Here is a 20,707-nt window from a genome sequence, read left to right as displayed (position 1 = left end):
GGAATTTATAAATAAAATAATCAAAAAAAATTATGATTGATTTTTATAACAATATGATAGAGAATAATAAAAAATGGGTGGAAACATGTTTAGCCTCTGATCCAAATTATTTTGAAGATCTTGCTAAAGGTCAAACACCGCCATTACTCTGGATTGGTTGTTCTGATAGCCGAGTACCAGCAAATGAAATTATAGGAGCAAAACCAGGAGAAGTTTTTGTTCACAGAAATATTGCTAATATGGTAGTTCACTCTGACATGAACATGCTAAGTGTGCTGGATTATGCGGTAAATGTACTGAAAGTAAAACACGTATTGGTATGTGGTCATTATGGTTGTGGTGGTATCAAGGCTGCCATGGGAAATGATTCTATTGGTATTATCGATAACTGGATTCGTCATATAAAAGATGTGTACCGTTTGCACAGTGCTTATTTAGACTCAATTCTAGATGAAACGGAACGTTTTAATACTTTTGTGGAATTGAATGTAAAAGAACAAGTTTTTGATTTGGCTAAAACCTCAATAGTTCAGTCCGCTTGGAGAAATGGTCAGGATTTAATGTTACATGGATGGGCTTATGGTCTAAATTCAGGTTTTGTAACGGACCTAAATGTAAATATCAGTTCCGAAAAAGAGTTAGATGCAGTATATCAATTGAAATTCTAAATCTAGATACTGAATAAAAAAGTCACTCTATTGTAGTGACTTTTTTATTCAGTATCTAAATTTTCATTAAAAGCAGAAGGTAAAAGTTTAGGAATAAATTTAATTAGAATAGGCAACAATAAACTTCCTCCCGGTAATAGAAATATTGTTAATGACGGAATGGTTTTACAAATTTCCAGTAATTGTTTCTTGACCTTTTTCTTTTCTTTTTCATCCAAATCTCTTCGTGTTGAATGAGCCAATAGCACCATTAATTCTTTACTTTGAATAATTTCCCTAATCAATCTGTTTTTGTTTCTACTAATGAGTGCAACTACACTTTGTGTCGTTTGATCATAAAAATGTTTGACCGGATTAGAATAATTAAAATAAGGGATTTCCTTTTTGTACTTTACAATAAACTCATTTGTACTGCTGATGCTATCATCTGAAAAACCTTCTGGAATATTTAATATCTGAGCTAAGGAATGTAAAAAGTAGGCTTCGTTATTTTCAATATCGCCATCACTCCACAAAGCCATTCCTGCAATATCTATTAAATAGTATTTTTCTAAATCGTTTGAAAAATAATCCAATTCAAGAGTTTCAAGGCTTTGGACAGGGACCTTAGAAAACTTACTGTAACGAATAGACGCCTCAAAAAGTTTGATTAGTAAATCATCGTATTGAGATTTTTTTGATTTTATTTTTAACGCAAGTGTGACAACATTTACAATAGTTTCTTCTATTTTTTTTAAATACTTTTCCGGAATTTCCCCGTGAATTAAATATTGTCTAAAAGCTAATACATCAATAAATAATAATGCGTTAGTAACTAAATGAGAAAAATTTTTACTAATTATGCTGTCGTTAGTTTGAACACGCTCGTCAATAATTTTTTCTAACGTTAAAGAGGGAGAATTTTTAGGGAGAATTTTTTTAAATATATTAAACCCTTGAGGATTCATTTGGTTATAAAAAGTAACCGCTTCTTTTATGAAGTTGTCTGGGCTGATGTCTTCATTAGTTAAACAAAAAACTTTGTACAAGGTATTTAAGAGAGCTACTTTTGAGATCTCTTCCTTGAACCAGCCTTTAGTTTTAATTGTTGTTGTGGTTTCAAATGCAATTATATGTCCATATACAAATCCTGTTTCTCTGACTTTTTGATAAAATGTATCTGTAGTTTTTGAAACTGTTTCGTTTGAAAACTGTTGTTCAATAAAAAATTTATCTATCCAACCTGATGCTGAAGGGTTAATCATTGCTTTAATTTGAAGGTACAAAGCTATACTTTTTTCTGGTAGTTTTACCTGCTGGCTTTTAGTTTTATATCGGTACTATTTTCTTGGCGATTTTTTTTACTATTAAGGAATAACGGTAAAAAGTATTTGACTTTTGAATAATGCATACAGACTAAGCCTTTTATTTTTTAATAAAACCCCTGAAAGATATTAAATCAGAGGTTTATTGTAATTTTTATGAATTGAATAAGTTTTCAGCCATATCCCAATCTACTACATTCCAAAAAGAGGCAACATAATCAGCTCTGCGGTTTTGATTTTTGAGATAATAGGCGTGTTCCCATACATCTAAAGCCAAAACGGGTTTGCCTTTCAATCCCTTGCCTCGTAATCGCATCAATGGATTGTCTTGATTGGCAGTTGAACCTACAACCAATTTCCCGTCTTGGACAACCAACCAAGCCCAACCAGAACCAAATCGTTTCATGGATGCATCAGTAAATTGTTTTTTGAATTCATCAAAGGAGCCGAAAGATGTGTTTATAGCTTCTGCTAATTTCCCTTTAGGAGTTCCGCCACCATTAGGTTTCATCAAACTCCAAAACAAGCTGTGATTGTAATGTCCACCACTATTATTTCGGATGGCTTCCGGAAATTTAGACATTTTTTCAAATATATTTTCTAGTGATTTAGTATGATCAATCAAGTTTGAATCTAATGTATCAATTGCTTTATTCAAATTTGAGACATAGCCTTGATGGTGCTTACTGTGATGAATCTCCATTGTGGCTTTGTCAATGTGAGGCTCTAAACCATCATAGCTATATCCTAATTTTGGAAGGCTGTAGGTTCCTGGGACATTTGTTATTGCGTTTTCTAAGGATTCACTTTCAGTATTTAATGCCGGTGCAGCTGCAAATGCAGCATTAAATAAACTCGAGCCAATGATTGTGCCTGTGGACAATAAGGCTGTTTTTTTTAAAAAATTTCGTCGTGTATTGTTATTTTCCATAGTATCATCTTTAATTATAATATATTTCTATAAAATTAGGCATTTATAGCTGGAGACGGGTTAATAAAGACTTAAAGTTTGGCTAGATGTTGTATTCAAAGAAAATGTGCCCACGAAAAAACATTGCTAAATTGTCTTCAAAAAGACTTACGAGTATTTTACAAAGGAACTCTTAGTCGTTATGCCTATGATTTATCAAATAGTGACAATTTGGTTTTCGTATGATATTCAAGAACTTCTATTTTCGGAAATTCTTTTTTTTTTAGGATAACCGAATAGGACTAGTCACAGCTCGTGAATAATGATTGTTGCCCCATTTGTTTCGTCTTTGACACGCCATATTTATTGATTTTCAATAATAGAAGATTTAAAAAACGATCTTTTTTGTCAGAAAACAAACAAATTCTAAGAAAAAATACCTTCCTAGTTCTAAAGAAGGCTAGCAAGATAAAAATGTTTGCTTTGTTTAATTTCTGAGTTAATTAATATTTGTTTTATATATTGCTGTCATTTTGAATGCACTAATTTTTTCTAATGATAAAAAAGAGTAACTTGCGCCTATCAAATAAAGTGATATATCCTACAAAATAAATGATATATTTTTTTGATTTGAATATATTCCATGAAAAGATTGATAAAACTAAATACGTATTCAAAATTATTAATGTTGATTATTTCGGCAAGTATTTTCTTTTTTCTAATCTATATAATGCTGTATTTGTACACTATTCAAGAGGAGAATGATTTTAGGCAAACAACACATAATCAATATAATAAAGAAGTAAAATCTTTGTTTAGGCTTAATTCTAAAACCGCAACAGCTACTATCATTGATGTTACCTTTTGGGATGACTTGGTACTTTTTACAAAAACAAAAGACTTAGAATGGTACGATAAATTTATTCTAAGTGAATTTGAATTTTATGATGTAGATTATGTTGGGATCTACGGCCTTGACAAAAAATTGATAAATGAAACGGTATCTTCTAAGATAAAAAGTGCTGATTTTATTCCAAAAGAGATTATTTCAGCGCTTCATAAATCAAAACTAAAAAAATTCTACATTAAAATTCCTGAGGGTATTGTTGAAGTTTTTAGCGCGACCATACATCCTTCTCATGATCCCAAAAAAAATAAAACGGCGCCTTCTGGTTATTTTTTCATGGCGAGATTGTTAGACGAGCCTTTTTTTAGCTCTTTAGGGAATATTAGTAGTTCTAAGGTTACTTTAGTTTCTGGCAGTCAAGATGTTGTGGAGGAGGGTGATTTTGTAATTGTTAGTTTAGATTTAAAAGATTGGAAAGACGAAGTGGTGGCTAAATTACTTTTTAAAAGACCATTCAATTTGAATTATAAAAACACAAAAGAAATTTTATTTATTGTAGTATTGGTTTCTTTATTGAACATTTTTACCTTTATTTATTACACCAAACGATGGGTTTATGATCCATTAAAATTAGTAAAAAGTATTCTTGAAACCGGTAGCGCAAAATCTATAACTGCTTTAAGAGATTTTAAAGGCGAATTCGGATATATAGGGAATCTTTTTGAAGAGAACAGCAACCAAAGGAAACAATTAGAGATATCTAAACAAAAAGCAGAAGAAAGTGATACCTTGAAATCGTCTTTTTTAGCGAATTTATCACATGAAATCAGAACTCCAATGAATGCTATAATGGGATTTAGTGATTTACTTACAGATACAAATTTGAGCGAAAATGAGAAATTTGAATATTTAAAAATTATTAAAAATAGCGGTAATAGCTTAGTTTCTATTATTGAAGACCTTATTGAAATGTCTAAAATTGATGCGAAACAAATCACACCTAATTATAAAGGAGTGGACTTGGAGAAATGTATAAGAGATTTGTATGATTCGATTAATGTTACTATTCCTAAAGACAAAGATATTCAATTTTATATTCTAGAGAATCCACTAAAAATGGAAAGGAATATTCGCACTGATGAAACTAAACTGAAACAAATTATCGTCAATTTAATTACTAATGCAATAAAATTTACTGATATGGGTTTTGTTGCCTTTGGATATTCAGTAAACAAAGAGAAAGAAATTTTAGAATTTACAATAGAAGACTCAGGAATTGGAATGAGTAAAAACTATCTAAAAGTAATCTTTGATCGTTTTAGAAGAATTGAAGGTGATGGCGCAACTGAATTAACAGGATTAGGTCTTGGCTTATCCATTACAAAGGCTTATGTCGAAATGCTGGGTGGTGAAATATCAGTAGAATCTACTATAGGATTTGGCTCTGTTTTTAAATTTTCAGTCCCTTTAGAATTTGATTTGGAAATCACAGATGAAGCTTTAAGTAAAAGAACATCATTTGTAATAAATCAAGAGAATGAAATAATTTTAATTGCAGAGGATGATAATATTAATTTCTTATTGTTAAAAAAAATAATAGAGTCAAAAAACCATACTGTTTTGCGTGCGGTTAATGGCCAAGAAGCGGTTACTATTTGTACAGAAAACGATGCCATTAGTTTAGTTTTTATGGATATTAAAATGCCTGTTTTGAATGGGTATGATGCTTTTGAAAAGATAAAATTAATTAAACCGGAACTTCCTGTTATAGCCCAAACTGCCTATTCTTCAGCAGAAGATAGGGAGAAAATAGTTCAATATGGGTTTAATGACTACATTACAAAACCGTTAGATAAAGAAAAAATATTCGCAATATTGGATGCAATTTTCATAGAAATACAAGCTTAGGATTTTAGGAAACTACCTTCTCGAATTATTTTTTGAAGTTCGTTAGATAACTGTTCTAAAAGCAGAAATTTCGAATTGGAAACAAATTTTAAAAACTATATTTTTAGTGCACTTGCCTTTCAAGTACTAAAAACTTTTGCTATTGATTTACACAAGCTAATTTGTGATGATTTGTAAAATGAGAAACATAAAATAATTGATAGCATTGCGCCAACTGTAAGTTTGTTAACAATAAGAAAGAACTTTTAGTCGATGGTGATTTATTTCTTTTAGTAGTTTAAAAGAAATTTTCGTTTGAATTGAATTTTTTTTCGTGGGAATACACAATAAGAATTGTCAAACTTTTTATGCAATAAAACGGTGCTGTTTTCTAACTCAAAATTACCTTTATACAGAATTTAAAACACAAAATGAAATGATATTTAACTCTATAAATCCATTTACGCAGGAAATTATTGCTGAGCATGAAGTTTTAACAAACTTACAATTGAATCAAAAAATAGATAGTTCAAAACGAGCTTATAAACTTTGGCGAAACACTTCGTTTGAGGAAAGAGCAGATAAAATGAAAAATCTAGCTCAATTTTTAAGAGCCAACAAAGAAAAATTAGGTCTTCTAATTACCCATGAAATGGGTAAGGTTTTATCCGAAAGTATTTCAGAAGTTGAAAAATCAGCGGCAAATTGTGATTTTTATGCAGATCACGCAGAACAAATGTTGAAAGATGAATATTATGACACACCCTTTAAGAGTATGTCCGTTTACGATCCTTTGGGAGCTATTTTTGCAATTATGCCGTGGAATTATCCCTTTTGGCAAGTGTTGCGATATGCAGCGCCAGCAATAATGGCTGGAAATGTAACGCTATTGAAACATGCGCCTAATGTTATTGGTTGTGCCAAAGCTATTGAAAATGCATTTTTAGAGGCAGGTTTCCCCGAAGGTGTTTTCCTCCAAATTACGATAGATATTCCTCAGGTAGAAGGTGTAATTGCTTCGGATATTGTTAGTGGAATTACGTTGACAGGGAGTGAAAGGGCAGGATCTTCTGTGGCTTCTTTAGCAGGAAAGCATATCAAAAAATCAGTGATGGAATTGGGTGGTTCAGATGCTTTTGTCGTTTTGAATGATGCGAATCTTGAAAAAGCAGCTAGCGTTGCTGCGCAATCCAGAATGCTCAATGCAGGCCAAGCGTGTATTTGTGCCAAACGCTTTATTGTTACTGAGAAGGTAGCTGATGAATTTTTAGCACTTTTTGCCCAAAGGATAAAATCGCTTCAACAAGGAAATCCATTACAGGAAGGGATTCATTTAGGTCCTTTGGCTCGTCTAGATTTAGCTGAGAAATTGAGTGATCAATTGGAGAAGTCATTAGCACAAGGAGCTAAACTAATAGTGGGCGGGGAGCGGGTAGATTGTAATTTCGAACCCACATTAATTGATATTGCTGATTCGAACAATATTGCGTTTCAAGAAGAGACCTTCGGACCGCTTGCCACAGTTATTAGGGCTAGAGATGAAAATGATGCCGTTGCAATTGCTAATAATCATCGGTACGGTCTAGCATCTTCAATCTGGACGGAGGATCGTGAAAAAGCTTATATATTAGCAAGAAATATAGAAGCTGGAAATGTGTTTGTGAATTCATTAGTGCGATCTGACTCTAGAGTTCCTTTTGGAGGAATAAAAAAATCGGGTTACGGCAGGGAATTAGGAACTGTAGGTATCAAAGAATTTATGAATATGAAATCATTGGTTATAGAATAGTTTGTTTATTCAGGTGCCGGTATTCAGCAGGTATGGATAAAAAAGGAAAACGAGAACAGGAATTACAAAACCGGTTCTCGTTTTTTATTTTAGTCTCTTTTTTTTGAAAAAAAAATACTTTGGTCGTTTTTTACTAATAAGTATAGACTGCTGCTTTTAAAGCGTTAGGTTTATTGGACAGAATGACAATAAACGGAAATCCTTTATGTGCTGCATTCTCTTTTAGCCTTTTTTCTCCTCCATCAAGAAAGGATAAATTTGTTTCTCCCTTTGTTTGTCCAAAAAAACTAGTAATCTCGCCAGATTTCTTTAGTCCGACCGTCTGAGATTCTTTAAGGACGATTACTTTCTTGTAATCTGATTTTGCAATTACATTGATTTTTTCAGAAACTTGTTTAGAGCCATTTTCATTTTTTGTATGTAATTGGGCAACGGCATATTGACTTATTTTTTTTTCTTCAGTACTTCCGGGCAAAGCATAATAGACCAGATTGTTTTCCATTTTTATGAAGTTTACATCCATTTTTTTGCTGTCGTGCGTAATGATTTCGTGTGTTTGTGCAATTAATGCGATGTTGAATAAAATTGTAAATATTGTAAATAAATTTTTCATGTGATCAGGTATAAAATTGATTGTTGGTTTTGAGCTTTTTTTAAAATTACAAAAAGGTGCCTTTTACCTATTTATAAAATTGTTTCGAATAGTAAAATTTCTACTGATTAGCTAAGCGGGTAATGATTTCAAGCAAGGAATCAGAAGGATCCGCATACAATTGTGTGGAAGAGAACTTATAAATAGACTTTTACACAAATGCCTCTGGTGGTGGAGTTAAATTTTTTAAAGTAGACTCTTTTACTTTAAATAAATCCAAACGGCTTATTCTATTTAGATCTAATGAATAGCTTTCTAGAGAATTCGGAAACTCTATTACTGCTGTGTAAAGTATTTTTAATTTACTTTCTAAATTATTTTCTTCTGCACTATTTTCGGATACTTCAAAAAACTCATATTTCTTGTCATTAGAAAGAATAGCAACTGCATCACTAATCCATGCAGCGGAAAAAGCAATAAATAAGACCAGAAGATTTAATTTAATTAAGGTACGAATCATGGGATAAATCTAAGACAATTCATTGGGAGTTACCTTTAAAATTTTCATAAATAATAAATTTAAAATTTGATTTTCATTGAGGTTTAGTTTGTCCTATTGACTTGTTTTTTAAGACAAAAAAAATGTTTTTTTTTATAATATAGTGCATCATTATAAATGAAAAATAATTTTTTTGCATTTTGTTAAAAAAATTACAAAAGTTTTTTAATTGTATTTTATATGGGGGTGTTGTGTTTTAAAATATATTTTATTGATATAATTAGTTTTATTTTTAATTATATATTTAAGTTTGTCTAAAAAAATAGGGGGTTGTTTTTTAAAAGTTAATTATTGAATTTTTAAAATACTTTGATAAAAATGTGGAATAACTATTTTTTTTTATTCATTTTTCGTTATTGATAATTCTTTTGAAAACTTGATAAAAAAGTGGAAAATAGTAATTCAAGTGAAGTAAAAGTTAATAAATTCGCCTCAGGATTAGGAAAATATTAACACCTAAAGCGGCTAAAAAAAATGTTTTCAGCAGTCATTTCTAGTTCTGATTTTTTTTAAAATAGTAACCAAAACCAAATAATTACCAAACTTTATTATTAATTAAACGACCTTAAAGATGAAAAACACATTAGCTGTCATAGCAGTATTGCTAACTACGACTTTAACATTTGCACAAGAAACGCCTGCTGTTCCAGCCACAACTTTTGCAGGATCCGCAGATGCGTATTACAAATATGATTTTTCCGGAATAGACAATAGTTTGACAAGTTTTACGAATTCTCATAACTCATTTGAATTAGGTATGGTTTCTATTGAAGCCTCTCATAAAATGGGTAAAGGTTCCGTTTTTGTTGATTTGGGTTTTGGAAACAGAGCGGCTCAGTTTACATACAATGATGCCAATGCAACATTTATGATTAAACAATTAAATTTTACTTACGAGTTCTCTGATAAGTTCAAAGTTACTGCAGGTAGTTTTGGAACTCATGTGGGGTATGAATTATTGGATGCAGTCGACAATAAAAACTATAGTATGTCCTACGCTTTTACTTACGGCCCCTTTTTTAACACAGGTATAAAGGCACAATATACTTCAGGTAAATTCAGTTTTATGGCAGGAGTTACTAATCCTACGGATTTTAAATCTACTATTGATGCGGGTTCGGCTCAAAAAACTTTTATAGGACAGCTCGCTTTTTTAGGCGATACAGGAAGTGCTTATTTTAATGTTACGTCCGGTAGTAGTAATCCATCATCTGATGAAAATAAGACGCAGTTTGATTTTGTTGGAACAAAGAAACTCAGTGATGCATTTTCCTTAGGGTTTAATGGTACGTATGCAATGACTGATAACGACTTTGATAGCACATTGGATGGAGAATGGTTTGCATTAGTTGGATATGCTAATGTTGTTTTAAAAGAATCTTTAAGTCTTACATACAGACTGGAATATTTAGATGCAAAAGAGGCTACTCCTGCATTGGGATTGCTCGCAGGGACAAGTGTTGTAGGTAATACATTATCACTTAATTATAAGGTTGGAAACTTAACTATCATTCCTGAATTTAGACTTGATTCTGCATCCGAAGACATTTTTTCAAATAAAGATGCCGCTAGTAAAGGAATGACTGCTTTTGCATTGCTAGCTACTACCTATTCTTTCTAGAGTTCTAAAGGATTTTTTTTTGCTGCCAAGATGCTGTTTAAGTATTTTGGCAGTTTTTTTTGCTTAAAAATCATGCTTAATGCTATTACGATCTATTAATTAAGAAGGTTGTTTTATTCACAAGTATAAAATTAATCCAAATTATGGAGCAGCTTTAGGGCTTATGCAGCGCTATGATAGTAGTTTGAAGAAAGTAGTAACTAGTGCGGTATTGGATATAAATAAAAACGGTTCCTTGAAAAAATTCAAAGAACCGTTTTAGTGTTTTTTTGGAGAAACTAATTATTGCTGCTTATAAATAGAATAAATGGTATTTCTTGTTTTTTCGTCTAAGATATCATTAACCTCAGTTTGGATATAATGAAGTTTAAAAGCAATAATAGCAGCAGATAAGTTTCTAGTATCGTACCCAATAATTCGTAAGCCTTGATCTATATTAAAATCAAAAGGAGCCGTTTGTAAATATTCATCCGGCCATATCCCAAAACCCTGAGTCGCTAAAATTTCCCAGGGAAATAAGGCGCTAGGATCTTTTTTTCTAGTTGGGGCAATATCTGCATGACCTAAAATATTTTGGGCAGGAATGTTATAGTCTTTTTTTAACTTCGTTAAAAGTGCCAATAAACTATTGATTTGTAATTCTGAGAATACTTCGGAACCATTATTATCTAGTTCAATACCTATGGAAGTCGAATTAATATCCGTATTTTTTCCCCAAGAACCATTTCCGGCGTGCCATGCTCGTAGATAGTCATTGAGCATTTGGACTACTTTACCATCATCTGAAATGACATAATGGGAACTTACCTGTGTTGCTACCTTTGTAAATGTATTAATGGTTTGCTGCAGTGAATCCTGTGCAGTATGGTGAATAATGACGAAATTAGGCTTGCGTAAATTAAAATTGACGGTACCAATCCATTTTGTATTGATGCCATTTTCCAAAAATGTAGACCCCATTTTGAAAATAGTATCCTTATAGGTATGTAATTGTTGTGTGTATAATGTATCTCTGTTTAATTCTACCGGAGGAATAACAACTGGAAGCGGTTTCGGATCTTTGTTAGAGATTGTTTTTTTTAATGTTTTTAGTTGGGTGTCATATACCTTTTCTGTTTTCTTGTATGGATTTGTGGAGCAAGCAGTAATCGAAAGTGCAAAAATTATAGTGTAAAAAATGTTTTTCATTGGATCTTGAGTTTTTATCATTAAATAAAAAACGGATTATTTTGATTTCTTTTTAGACTTTGATTTTTTTGGGTTTTTCTGCTCTTTCTTTAAAATGATGAATTTTTCCTTTTGGTCTTCATTTAATAATTCCATTAATTTCCTGTCAGTAACTTCAGATAATGCCTCGATGTTTTTAATTTTATCTGCCTGATTAGTTTCGGCTTTAAGTAACATCCCTTGAGTTCTAAAGCTTTCGATGAAAATATTTGACATCGCTACTACTTGTAATGCATCCAGATTAAGATCAGGTTTTAAGGTTTCCATTATTTTTGCAACGGAAACTTCAACTGGGATTTCTTTTGGTTTTTCAGGAGTTCTGGCTTGATCCATTCCGCTATTCATTCTACGATTTCCACCATAACCATTGCTATTTCCATAACCATTATTATACCCATTGTTCCCATATTGCGCTGAAATAGTCTGAATCGATAATAATACAAATGTGATAACTAGTATTGATTGAATTGTTTTCATGTTTAGCATTTTAAAATATTAAAAAATCGTTTTAAAAAATTATACTGGCTCTCCGTACAAATCAAATTCCGTTGCTTCGATAATTTTTATCATCACAAACTCTCCTGTTTTTACATAATGTTTTGATGCATCTATTAAAACTTCATTGTCTACGTCTGGACTGTCAAATTCAGTTCGGCCTACAAAATGTCCGCCTTCTTTTCTGTCGATGATACATCGGAACGTTTGACCTACTTTTTCCTGATTTAAATCCCATGAAATTTGAGATTGTAACTCCATTATTTCGTTTGCACGTTCTTGTTTTACTGCATCTGGAACATCATCTTCCAGTAAATAGGCATGTGTATTTTCTTCATGAGAGTAAGCAAAACAGCCCATTCTGTCAAATTTCATTTCTTGAACCCAGTCTTTCAAGATATTAAAATCTTCTTGCGTTTCTCCAGGGTATCCTACAATCAAAGTGGTGCGTATCGCAATTCCTGGTACTGCTTCGCGGAACTCTTTTAATAATTTTGTTGTTTTTGCTTGTGTTGTTCCGCGACGCATAGATTTCAAAATTGAATCTGAAATGTGTTGCAACGGAATATCAATATAATTACAAATCTTAGGTTCACGTTTCATAATTTCAAGAACATCCATAGGAAAACCAGTTGGAAAAGCATAGTGCAAACGGATCCACTCAATTCCTTCTACTTTTACCAAAGCTTCCAGTAGTTCTCCAAGTGCTCTTTTTTTGTAGATATCTAATCCGTAATATGTCAAATCCTGAGCTATCAAGATTAATTCTTTAACGCCATTTTTAGCTAAACCTTCGGATTCTTTTACCAGTTTCTCAATGGTTTGTGAAACGTTTTTTCCTCGCATTAATGGTATTGCACAAAAACTGCATGGTCGGTCGCAACCTTCAGAAATTTTTAGATAAGCATAGTTTTTTGGAGTTGTAGTTAGTCGCTCTCCAAGCAACTCATGCTTGTAGTCTGCTCCTAAGGCTTTTAGTAGAGCAGGCAATTCAGTCGTTCCAAAAAATTGATCTACATTGGGAATCTCTTTTTCTAAATCAGGACGGTACCGCTCAGACAAACATCCGGTAACAAATACTTTATCTACTAATCCTCTTTCTTTTTTATCTGCATATTCCAGAATCATATTTACTGATTCTGCCTTTGCGTTATCAATAAATCCACAGGTATTTATTACAATAATATTTCCCTCTTCAGCTTCCGGAGCTTCATGGGTAACGTCTTTTCCGCTTGCGCGTAGCTGACCCATAAGTACTTCGCTATCATATACATTCTTTGAACACCCAAGAGTGATCACGTTTATTTTATTCTTTTTTAAAGACTTCGTTCTCATATCAGTAGAATCCCTCTAATTTGGGAATTTTGCAAAATTACACATTTTATTTCTAGGACCATAAATCTTTGTGTTTTTTATGGAGCTATTCCTGCTGTACGTTGCAATCTCCCGAAAAAAGTCAAGAGGATTTTCACTTCCATCAGGGCTAAAAAAAAATCCGTTTCACAATCACGAAACGGATTTTCTAATTCATTTTTTAATTTGTTACAATTCAAACAATAGGGTCAAAGAGATATTGTTATTGATTGCATCAATACGTGCTCCATCAGTAAATCCTTGATTGAAAAATCCTTGTTGAGAATTTCTTTTGGCATACGAATACGCTAAGTCTACTTTCGTAGATCCAAAATTATATCCTAAACCTGCTGAATACCCATTCAAATCGCCTACAGTAACAGCATTTTTGTATGGGCTTTGTTCGTAACGGTATCCTGCTCTCAAACTTAATGCCTTAATTTTGTATTCGGCACCTATTCTTAGCTCTCCGGTAGTATCGAGCAATGCATTCACATCACTATTTAGGGTTCTAAAAAAGTCATCATTTTCAGGTTTAAATTTGATGTTGCTATAATCTTTCAGTGCGTAATCAACACTGATTAATCCAGTCTTTCCAAATACGTAGGCAAAACTTCCGGTTAATTTACTTGGAGTTTGTAATTTATAGGGTTCGTATACATTGACCACCTGTGGGTCTACAATATCTTGTGGTAATTCTCCACTAGAATTGCCTCTTATCGTAATTAATCTTTGCGAAAGCTCGTCGTTCAAAGTATACCATGTTGAAGATTCATACGCTAATCCCAAACGAATTTCATTAGTGACTTTTGCAATAGCACCCACTTGAAATGAAAATCCTGATCCATAAGTATAAAGATCATTGTCAAATTGTGCGCGGGTGATTTGGTCATTAGTGCCTAATGGGTTACTATTGTCTTCATAAAAACTAGACGATTTATGAAAATCAGTAAAATGAGAATTTAAATTTAATCCAAAATAAAATTGGTCATTATAGGAAGTGGCTGCATTAAAGGATAATTTCCCGTTGTATCCTGTACTGTAAACAGAATTTTCTTGGTAATAATTTCCCCCAGTAGGAACATTTGAAGTAAAAGTAGAGTTGTTATTGGATCCGTCTGTGGCATTTATAACATAACCTTGATAGCCTAAAAAGGCTTGTTGCGCTGCAAAACCATTTAAATTTGGATATTGACTATTAGGAAGATTACGGCCCAAGAAGGAATACAATTGGGATATTGATTCGCCTGAATTAGTGTTGACAAAATTCTGAGGAACCGCTGCGCCACCGTTTCCATTATTAGCATAATTCAAAAAATATTGATCTATTGAATTATTTGCATTGGTTCCTGCGGAGAACACTCCGTTATCAAAATTATTGATGTTTTCATAGTTTACCGCTAAGGAAACTTTTTTCCAATTACTGTTTGGGTTTCGGGTATTAAAAACAAATACAATTCCTGCTTGATTCAAGTCAAAGGAATTCTCTTTTTCTGATGAGATACCACCAAAATAATTAGAATTGTTTTTAGTATCGAAATTACTCAATGTAACAGCCATTTGATTATTGGTAAACACCGCAGAACCCGCAGGATTTACATTGATGGCCGACAAGTCGCCACCAAGTGCGCCAAAGGCACCGCTCATGGCCCTGAAACGGGCTGTTCCATTTAAATTGTCTTGCGAATAACGCAGCGCATCAGATATTTCTTGAGATTGGGCTACGGTAAACGATAAGCCAGCGAGTAATAAATATAGATGTTTTTTCATTTTTGTAGGGATATTTAATTTTTATTGATAATGAAGGGTTAAGTGGGATATTGTTTTATCCCCTTCCACCTCTTCCGCTACCGCCAGATGATCTTCCGCTACCGCCAGATGATCTACCGCCGCCTGAATTGTTGGATCTGGAGGTGTTTGAACTTGGACTGTAGGAGCGGCTATTGTTGTTATTTCTTGTCGGAGTGAACGATCTTGAAGGCGCATTATTTTGATTGCGCGCATCATTGCTATTTGACCTTCTTCTTGGAATATTATAAGAGCTGTTTTGTGATTGATTTTGATTTCTTGAGAATGTAGGACTAGTTCGGTTTATGCTATTAGTTGTGTTTCTTCTTAAATCAGACGTGTTGTTTCTAAAGTTAGCATTATTAATACGTCGACCAATGGTTGTATTAGTTTTGTTTCGTGAATATTCTCTACTTGTTTGGTTGGTGCTGTTTATCGTATTTGAATTAGAATACGATGACCCTCTTCGGCCTGCGTTAGAAGAATAATTAATAGTGTTCTGGCCATAGCCATAATTTCCCCAGCCGTTTCCGTACCAGTTGTTTCCCCAGCCATTACCGTACCAGTTGTTCCATCCAAATCCAATATTCATTCCCCATCCATATCCCCAATTGTTTCCATACCAATTGTTCATTCCCCAATTGTTCATTCCCCAGTTATTTCCATACCAGTTATTCATTCCCCAGTTGTTTCCATACCAATTATTCATTCCCCACCCATTATCATAGATGTTTACAGATTGGGTATTACCTCCCCATCCGGCATAGGTCGTGTAATTTCCTTGAAGGGTATCACTGTCCATATCATAATTGTTGTAGGTGTCCACATCTGTAAAATATTCATCAGATTCGTCATTTTTTTGAAGCGAATTAAAATAGGAAGCGTACTGATTGTTTTGATTATTTTGCGGAGTTCTTTCAGCAACTTGATAGGATGTATTGCCATATATTCCGTCAGAATCATAATAAGAGCTATTTTGGTAAGAGCTACAAGAAGCGAAAAATATAGATAATAGACCAAACAAGTAATACATGGATGTGTTCGGGGTGAAAAAAGTGCTCGTTTTCATATATGTGGAGTTTTTATTGTTGGACAATACAAAAATAGTTAGTTTTGTCAAACTAATTATTTTAAATATTATATAACAAAATTTATGCCAAACTAATCAATATGGGTAAGAACTTAACTACAAGAGCGGAAGATTATTCAAAATGGTATAACGAGTTGGTTGTCAAAGCTGACTTAGCCGAAAATTCAGGGGTAAGGGGTTGTATGGTCATAAAGCCTTATGGTTATGCTATTTGGGAAAAAATGCAAGCAGAGTTGGATCGAATGTTCAAAGAAACAGGACATCAGAATGCTTATTTTCCCTTATTTGTTCCAAAAAGCATGTTTGAGGCGGAAGAAAAAAATGCGGAAGGATTTGCTAAAGAATGTGCCATTGTGACCCATTATAGATTAAAAAATGATCCCGACAGACCAGGGAAATTGATGGTGGATCCCAATGCAAAACTAGAAGAGGAATTAATTGTTCGTCCTACTAGTGAAGCTATTATTTGGTCAACATATAAAGGGTGGGTTCAATCATACCGAGATTTACCGTTATTAATTAATCAATGGGCTAATGTAGTGCGTTGGGAAATGAGAACGCGATTGTTTTTGCGTACCGCAGAGTTTTTGTGGCAAGAAGGGCATACAGCTCACGCTACCAAAGCAGAGGCTGTCGAAGAATCACAGAAAATGATGCATGTATATGCCGATTTTGCCGAGAACTTTATGGCAATTCCAGTTATAAAAGGAGTGAAGACGGAAACAGAACGATTTGCAGGTGCTGAAGAAACCTATTGTATCGAAGCCTTGATGCAAGACGGGAAAGCTTTGCAAGCAGGAACTTCACATTTTTTAGGACAAAATTTCGCAAAAGCGTTTGACGTTAAGTTTGCTACTGCCGAAGGAAAGCAAGAACATGTTTGGGGAACTTCATGGGGTGTTTCTACTCGTTTAATGGGCGCATTAGTGATGACACATTCAGACGACCAGGGATTGGTTTTGCCACCTAATTTAGCACCTATTCAGGTAGTAATTGTTCCTATTTATAAAACAGAAGAACAATTAATGCTCATAACAGCAGCGGTACATATTTTGACCGTGGCTTTGCGCAAATTAAATATATCAGTCAAATTTGATGACAGAACCACTCAGAAGCCAGGATTTAAATTTGCAGAATGGGAGTTAAAAGGAGTGCCTGTGAGAATTGCTGTTGGTCCTAAAGATTTAGAAAATGGAACTTTTGAGGTTGCAAGAAGAGATACATTGACAAAAGAAGTTGTTTCTAAAGAAGGAATTGAAACCTATATCAGCGATTTATTAGAACAAATTCAAAAAGAATTATTCGAAAAAGCATTGAATTATAGAAATTCTCATGTTACGGAAGTTAATAGCTTTGAAGAGTTTAAAACCGTTTTAGATACCAAAGGAGGTTTTGTATCAGCACATTGGGACGGAACTGCAGCTACTGAAGAGAAGATCAAAGATCTGACTAAGGCGACCATAAGATGTATTCCTTTGGATAGAGTAGAAGAGGCGGGAAGCTGCGTTTTTACTGGAGAAATCTCTGTGGGAAGAGTGTTATTTGCGAAGGCATATTAAAAAAAATATTTTTTTTTAGCACCAGCTATTGTGCGTTTCAAAAATAGTTGTATTTTTGCATCCGCATTAGAGAAGCAGGGCCCGTTCGTCTATCGGTTAGGACGCATGGTTTTCATCCATGTAAGAGCGGTTCGATTCCGCTACGGGCTACTATTTTTTTTGCTAATAAAGTATTCCTTAACTCAATGGGAAAATGGCCCGTTCGTCTATCGGTTAGGACGCATGGTTTTCATCCATGTAAGAGCGGTTCGATTCCGCTACGGGCTACAAATTCAATTTTTGAATAGATTGATAAAACTTAGGGGATAATGGTCCGTTCGTCTAGGGGTTAGGACGCCAAGATTTCGTCTTGGTAACAGGGGTTCGATTCCCTTACGGACTACAAAAATATAGTAAAAGATAAAATCATAATAAAATGGCAAATCATAAATCAGCTCTAAAAAGAATTAGAAGTAACGAAAAGAGAAGAGTATTAAATAGATACCAACATAAAACTACTCGTAATGCAATTAAAGCGTTAAGAATAGCTACTGATAAAGTAGATGCTACGTCTAAATTATCAAATGTAATTTCAATGATTGATAAATTAGCGAAAAAGAATATTATTCATGATAACAAAGCGTCTAATTTAAAATCTAAATTAACTAAGCTTGTTTCTAAATTGTAATTAAAACAATTTACTTCATATAAAAAAAGCTCTCATTTTAAATGAGAGCTTTTTTTATGGTCTGTACTAACCAATTTTGCTTTTTAAGTATTCCAGCATAGATTGTGTTATGGGTTTTGACAAAAAGTCAATCACCATGGGATATTTTTTTGCTTTTTCTAAGTCCTCTGGATCTATTGTAGAGGAAAGTACTATTACTTTTATGGAATTAAAATCCGAAAACTCGGGGCTATTAAAATAGTCTAAAAATTCCCATCCTCCCATTACTGGCATATTCAAATCTAGAAATATTAATTGCGGATATTGGCTTTTGGTTTCACTATGTCTAATAGTATTGAAATAATTAAGGGCTTCTTCGCCATTTTGAGAAGTGACTATCTCGTCAGAAAAAGAGGATTTGTTGATTACTTTTTTGCACAACATAAGCGTTATCGGGTCATCATCAATGCATAAAATTTTATCTAACATTATTCTATTTATTTTTAAAAGTTAATGTAAATATAGTTCCTTTATTTACTTCGCTCTCTATATTTATTGTTCCTCCCATCGTTTCAACTTGAGATTTTACTAAATACAAGCCTAATCCTTTACTATCTGGGTAATTATGAAATCTTTGATAAAGGCCAAAAACTTTATCTTTGTTTCTTTCCAGATCGATCCCTATTCCGTTATCCTTAAAAATCAATACAATTGTATCGTCAATTTCACTAGTAGCGATGGTTATTTTTAACTTTCTGTTTTCTGATTTGTATTTTATAGCATTGCTTAGTAGGTTAAGTAAAATACTTTCTATATAAGCTTTATTGATGTTGATTATTGATACTTTTTCAAAATTGATTTTTACGATAGGCTTGTATAACTCAATTTGAAAATTCAGTTGGTTGAAAACATTTTCGTAAATATCTTGAAAAAGAACTGCCTCTTTTTTAATTGATGGATTATCTTTAATGATGATGACTTTGACCAAGTCATTTATAGTTTCATTCAGTAAATGAGTCGACTTATTGAATCCATTTAAAATTTCTTTTAATTCTGGATTATCAATAGGAATGTCTTCAATTAGATTTAAGAGTCCGGTCAAATTAGATAAGGGGGCTCTAAGATTGTGTGAAGTGATGTATGAAAATTGCTTCAAGTCTTTATTGTTTTGAGTTAACTCTCTTATAAGTTGCTCTTTCTCCTTTTCTTGCTTTTTTTCTTCAGTAATATCTCGTTGTATTGATATCCAATGCGAAAGTTCATCATCAGCATTGTAAATTGGTATCATAGAGAACCGTACCCAGTACTCTCTTTTATCTTTTGTAATGCTGATAGTTTCTACAATGCATTCTTGCTTGTTGTCTATTGCTGCTAGCAGTTTTGTTAACGCTTCATGATCAGAATTGGGGCTATTGAAAAATTCTGGAGATTTCCCAATACTTTCCTCTGAATCGTATCCCGACATAACGGAAAATGCAGGGTTTACGTATGTTATTATTGGGATTTTGCCATCAATTGAAATCGCCTCTGTAATAATGATGGAATCTTTAGATTGTGTGATAACAGTTTCTAGCAATTTTAGCCTTTGTTCTTCCTCTTTTTGTTTTGTGATATCCTGTATGGCTCCAATCATTCGAACTGCTTTTCCATTTTCATCTTTTAATAAAAACCCTCTGTCTAATACGTATTTATATGAATTATCAGCGCATCTGAAGCGGTACTGATCTTGCCAGTTCTCCGTTTTTTGTTCTATAAAGGAGTATAATTTTATCGACATCTTGATGCTATCTTCTGGATGAATCTTATCAAACCACCATGTAGAGGTAGTACCAACTTCTCTTTGCGTATAGCCAAAAACATTTTCTATTCCCTTATTCCAAGAGAAGTTGTCGTCTTCTATTTTCCAGTCCCAAATCGTATCACTGGTTGCTTTAGCTACAATATTGTATCGTTCATTTGATTCTTTAATTTCGTCGTTTGTGGTTTTTAATTTTTCGAAAACAGCAATGTTTCTGGCATCATTTTTTGATAAAATCAGCTTAAAAATTATGCCAGTAAAAAACACAAAAAGAAGGTCTTTTGTAAAGATATATAGGGGTTGATTGTTGTCAGAAATATACTGTTGTACTAGTTTATGACTAACAATAGCAACAAACAGAGCGATAAGAATGTAAATTAGGATTACTTGATTGGTTTTGCTTTTCATTACTCAAATGTAAATAATTATTGCTGAATTATGAAGTATCATTCCTAACTTATTTTTAATTTTTTTTAGTCCCATTTTTCGTATCTAAGAGGTTAAGAATATGTAAACTATTGCACAAACATTTTTTTTATCAAAAAAAAGTGTACCTTTGCACCCATTAAAAATC

At 33.1% G+C, this 20,707-nt stretch carries 17 protein-coding genes and 3 tRNA genes; 9 read left to right on the top strand and 11 right to left on the bottom strand.

The features are described 5' to 3' along the window. Positions 1-32 precede the first annotated feature (32 nt). Complete coding sequence (can, locus tag ACEN2F_RS02835; protein ID WP_441735769.1) at positions 33-668, top strand: carbonate dehydratase; 636 nt, start codon at positions 33-35, stop codon at positions 666-668. 44 nt (positions 669-712) lie between these two features. Here can and ACEN2F_RS02830 read toward each other — a convergent pair whose 3' ends face one another. After that, positions 713-1,912: an LETM1-related biofilm-associated protein gene (locus tag ACEN2F_RS02830; RefSeq protein WP_441735766.1), complete on the bottom strand. Its 1,200-nt coding sequence runs from the start codon at positions 1,910-1,912 to the stop codon at positions 713-715. Between the two features lie 214 nt (positions 1,913-2,126). Beyond that, positions 2,127-2,903 carry a superoxide dismutase gene (locus tag ACEN2F_RS02825; protein WP_441735765.1) on the bottom strand — a complete coding sequence of 259 codons (777 nt, stop codon included), beginning with the start codon at positions 2,901-2,903 and terminating at the stop codon, positions 2,127-2,129. A 622-nt stretch (positions 2,904-3,525) separates the two neighbouring features. On the opposite strand from ACEN2F_RS02825, the gene ACEN2F_RS02820 reads away from it, so the two are divergent. Beyond that, the gene (locus tag ACEN2F_RS02820; RefSeq protein ID WP_441735763.1) at positions 3,526-5,637 is read left to right on the top strand and encodes a response regulator; all 2,112 of its coding nucleotides are present in this window, start codon (positions 3,526-3,528) and stop codon (positions 5,635-5,637) included. A gap of 415 nt (positions 5,638-6,052) precedes the next feature. Next, positions 6,053-7,405, top strand: coding sequence for an NAD-dependent succinate-semialdehyde dehydrogenase (locus ACEN2F_RS02815; protein WP_441735761.1), 1,353 nt, complete (start codon positions 6,053-6,055; stop codon positions 7,403-7,405). 133 nt (positions 7,406-7,538) lie between these two features. Here ACEN2F_RS02815 and ACEN2F_RS02810 read toward each other — a convergent pair whose 3' ends face one another. Next, a complete protein-coding gene (locus ACEN2F_RS02810; protein ID WP_441735758.1) occupies positions 7,539-8,018 on the bottom strand; it encodes a hypothetical protein in 480 nt (159 codons plus the stop codon). 190 nt (positions 8,019-8,208) lie between these two features. Then, positions 8,209-8,517 (bottom strand): hypothetical protein, encoded by a 309-nt coding sequence (locus ACEN2F_RS02805; RefSeq protein ID WP_441735756.1) that lies wholly within the window; start codon positions 8,515-8,517, stop codon positions 8,209-8,211. Positions 8,518-9,127: 610 nt separating this feature from the next. Between ACEN2F_RS02805 and ACEN2F_RS02800 the strand changes: the two genes are divergently transcribed. Then, positions 9,128-10,177: a porin gene (locus ACEN2F_RS02800; RefSeq protein ID WP_441735753.1), complete on the top strand. Its 1,050-nt coding sequence runs from the start codon at positions 9,128-9,130 to the stop codon at positions 10,175-10,177. Between the two features lie 282 nt (positions 10,178-10,459). Here ACEN2F_RS02800 and ACEN2F_RS02795 read toward each other — a convergent pair whose 3' ends face one another. From ACEN2F_RS02795 to ACEN2F_RS02775, 5 genes are all read right to left on the bottom strand, one after another. After that, positions 10,460-11,365 carry an N-acetylmuramoyl-L-alanine amidase gene (locus ACEN2F_RS02795; RefSeq protein WP_441735751.1) on the bottom strand — a complete coding sequence of 302 codons (906 nt, stop codon included), beginning with the start codon at positions 11,363-11,365 and terminating at the stop codon, positions 10,460-10,462. 36 nt (positions 11,366-11,401) lie between these two features. Next, positions 11,402-11,881: a hypothetical protein gene (locus tag ACEN2F_RS02790; RefSeq protein ID WP_441735749.1), complete on the bottom strand. Its 480-nt coding sequence runs from the start codon at positions 11,879-11,881 to the stop codon at positions 11,402-11,404. Between the two features lie 39 nt (positions 11,882-11,920). Beyond that, positions 11,921-13,234 (bottom strand): 30S ribosomal protein S12 methylthiotransferase RimO, encoded by a 1,314-nt coding sequence (gene rimO, locus ACEN2F_RS02785; protein ID WP_441735747.1) that lies wholly within the window; start codon positions 13,232-13,234, stop codon positions 11,921-11,923. A 207-nt stretch (positions 13,235-13,441) separates the two neighbouring features. After that, entirely contained in the window at positions 13,442-15,022 is a 1,581-nt protein-coding gene (locus ACEN2F_RS02780) for an OmpP1/FadL family transporter (RefSeq protein WP_441735745.1), read from the bottom strand. Between the two features lie 55 nt (positions 15,023-15,077). After that, on the bottom strand, positions 15,078-16,109 hold the full coding sequence (locus tag ACEN2F_RS02775) for a hypothetical protein (RefSeq protein WP_441735742.1): 1,032 nt from the start codon (positions 16,107-16,109) through the stop codon (positions 15,078-15,080). 101 nt (positions 16,110-16,210) lie between these two features. On the opposite strand from ACEN2F_RS02775, the gene proS reads away from it, so the two are divergent. From proS to rpsT, 5 genes are all read left to right on the top strand, one after another. Beyond that, positions 16,211-17,689 (top strand): proline--tRNA ligase, encoded by a 1,479-nt coding sequence (gene proS / locus ACEN2F_RS02770; RefSeq protein WP_441735740.1) that lies wholly within the window; start codon positions 16,211-16,213, stop codon positions 17,687-17,689. A gap of 78 nt (positions 17,690-17,767) precedes the next feature. After that, a tRNA-Glu gene (locus tag ACEN2F_RS02765) sits at positions 17,768-17,839 on the top strand. 45 nt (positions 17,840-17,884) lie between these two features. Next, positions 17,885-17,956, top strand: a tRNA-Glu gene (locus tag ACEN2F_RS02760). Between the two features lie 43 nt (positions 17,957-17,999). Continuing rightward, positions 18,000-18,071, top strand: a tRNA-Glu gene (locus ACEN2F_RS02755). Between the two features lie 33 nt (positions 18,072-18,104). After that, positions 18,105-18,356 carry a 30S ribosomal protein S20 gene (gene rpsT, locus ACEN2F_RS02750; protein WP_441735738.1) on the top strand — a complete coding sequence of 84 codons (252 nt, stop codon included), beginning with the start codon at positions 18,105-18,107 and terminating at the stop codon, positions 18,354-18,356. 66 nt (positions 18,357-18,422) lie between these two features. On the opposite strand, the gene ACEN2F_RS02745 is transcribed toward rpsT, so the two are convergent. Beyond that, on the bottom strand, positions 18,423-18,824 hold the full coding sequence (locus ACEN2F_RS02745; RefSeq protein WP_441735736.1) for a response regulator: 402 nt from the start codon (positions 18,822-18,824) through the stop codon (positions 18,423-18,425). Between the two features lie 4 nt (positions 18,825-18,828). Next, on the bottom strand, positions 18,829-20,541 hold the full coding sequence (locus ACEN2F_RS02740; RefSeq protein ID WP_441735733.1) for a PAS domain-containing sensor histidine kinase: 1,713 nt from the start codon (positions 20,539-20,541) through the stop codon (positions 18,829-18,831). Positions 20,542-20,707 lie beyond the last annotated feature (166 nt).

Source organism: Flavobacterium sp. W20_MBD1_R3 (assembly GCF_052119725.1).
In the GTDB taxonomy this organism is placed as follows: Bacteria; Bacteroidota; Bacteroidia; order Flavobacteriales; family Flavobacteriaceae; genus Flavobacterium.
This window is presented reverse-complemented; position numbering and strand designations above follow the sequence as displayed.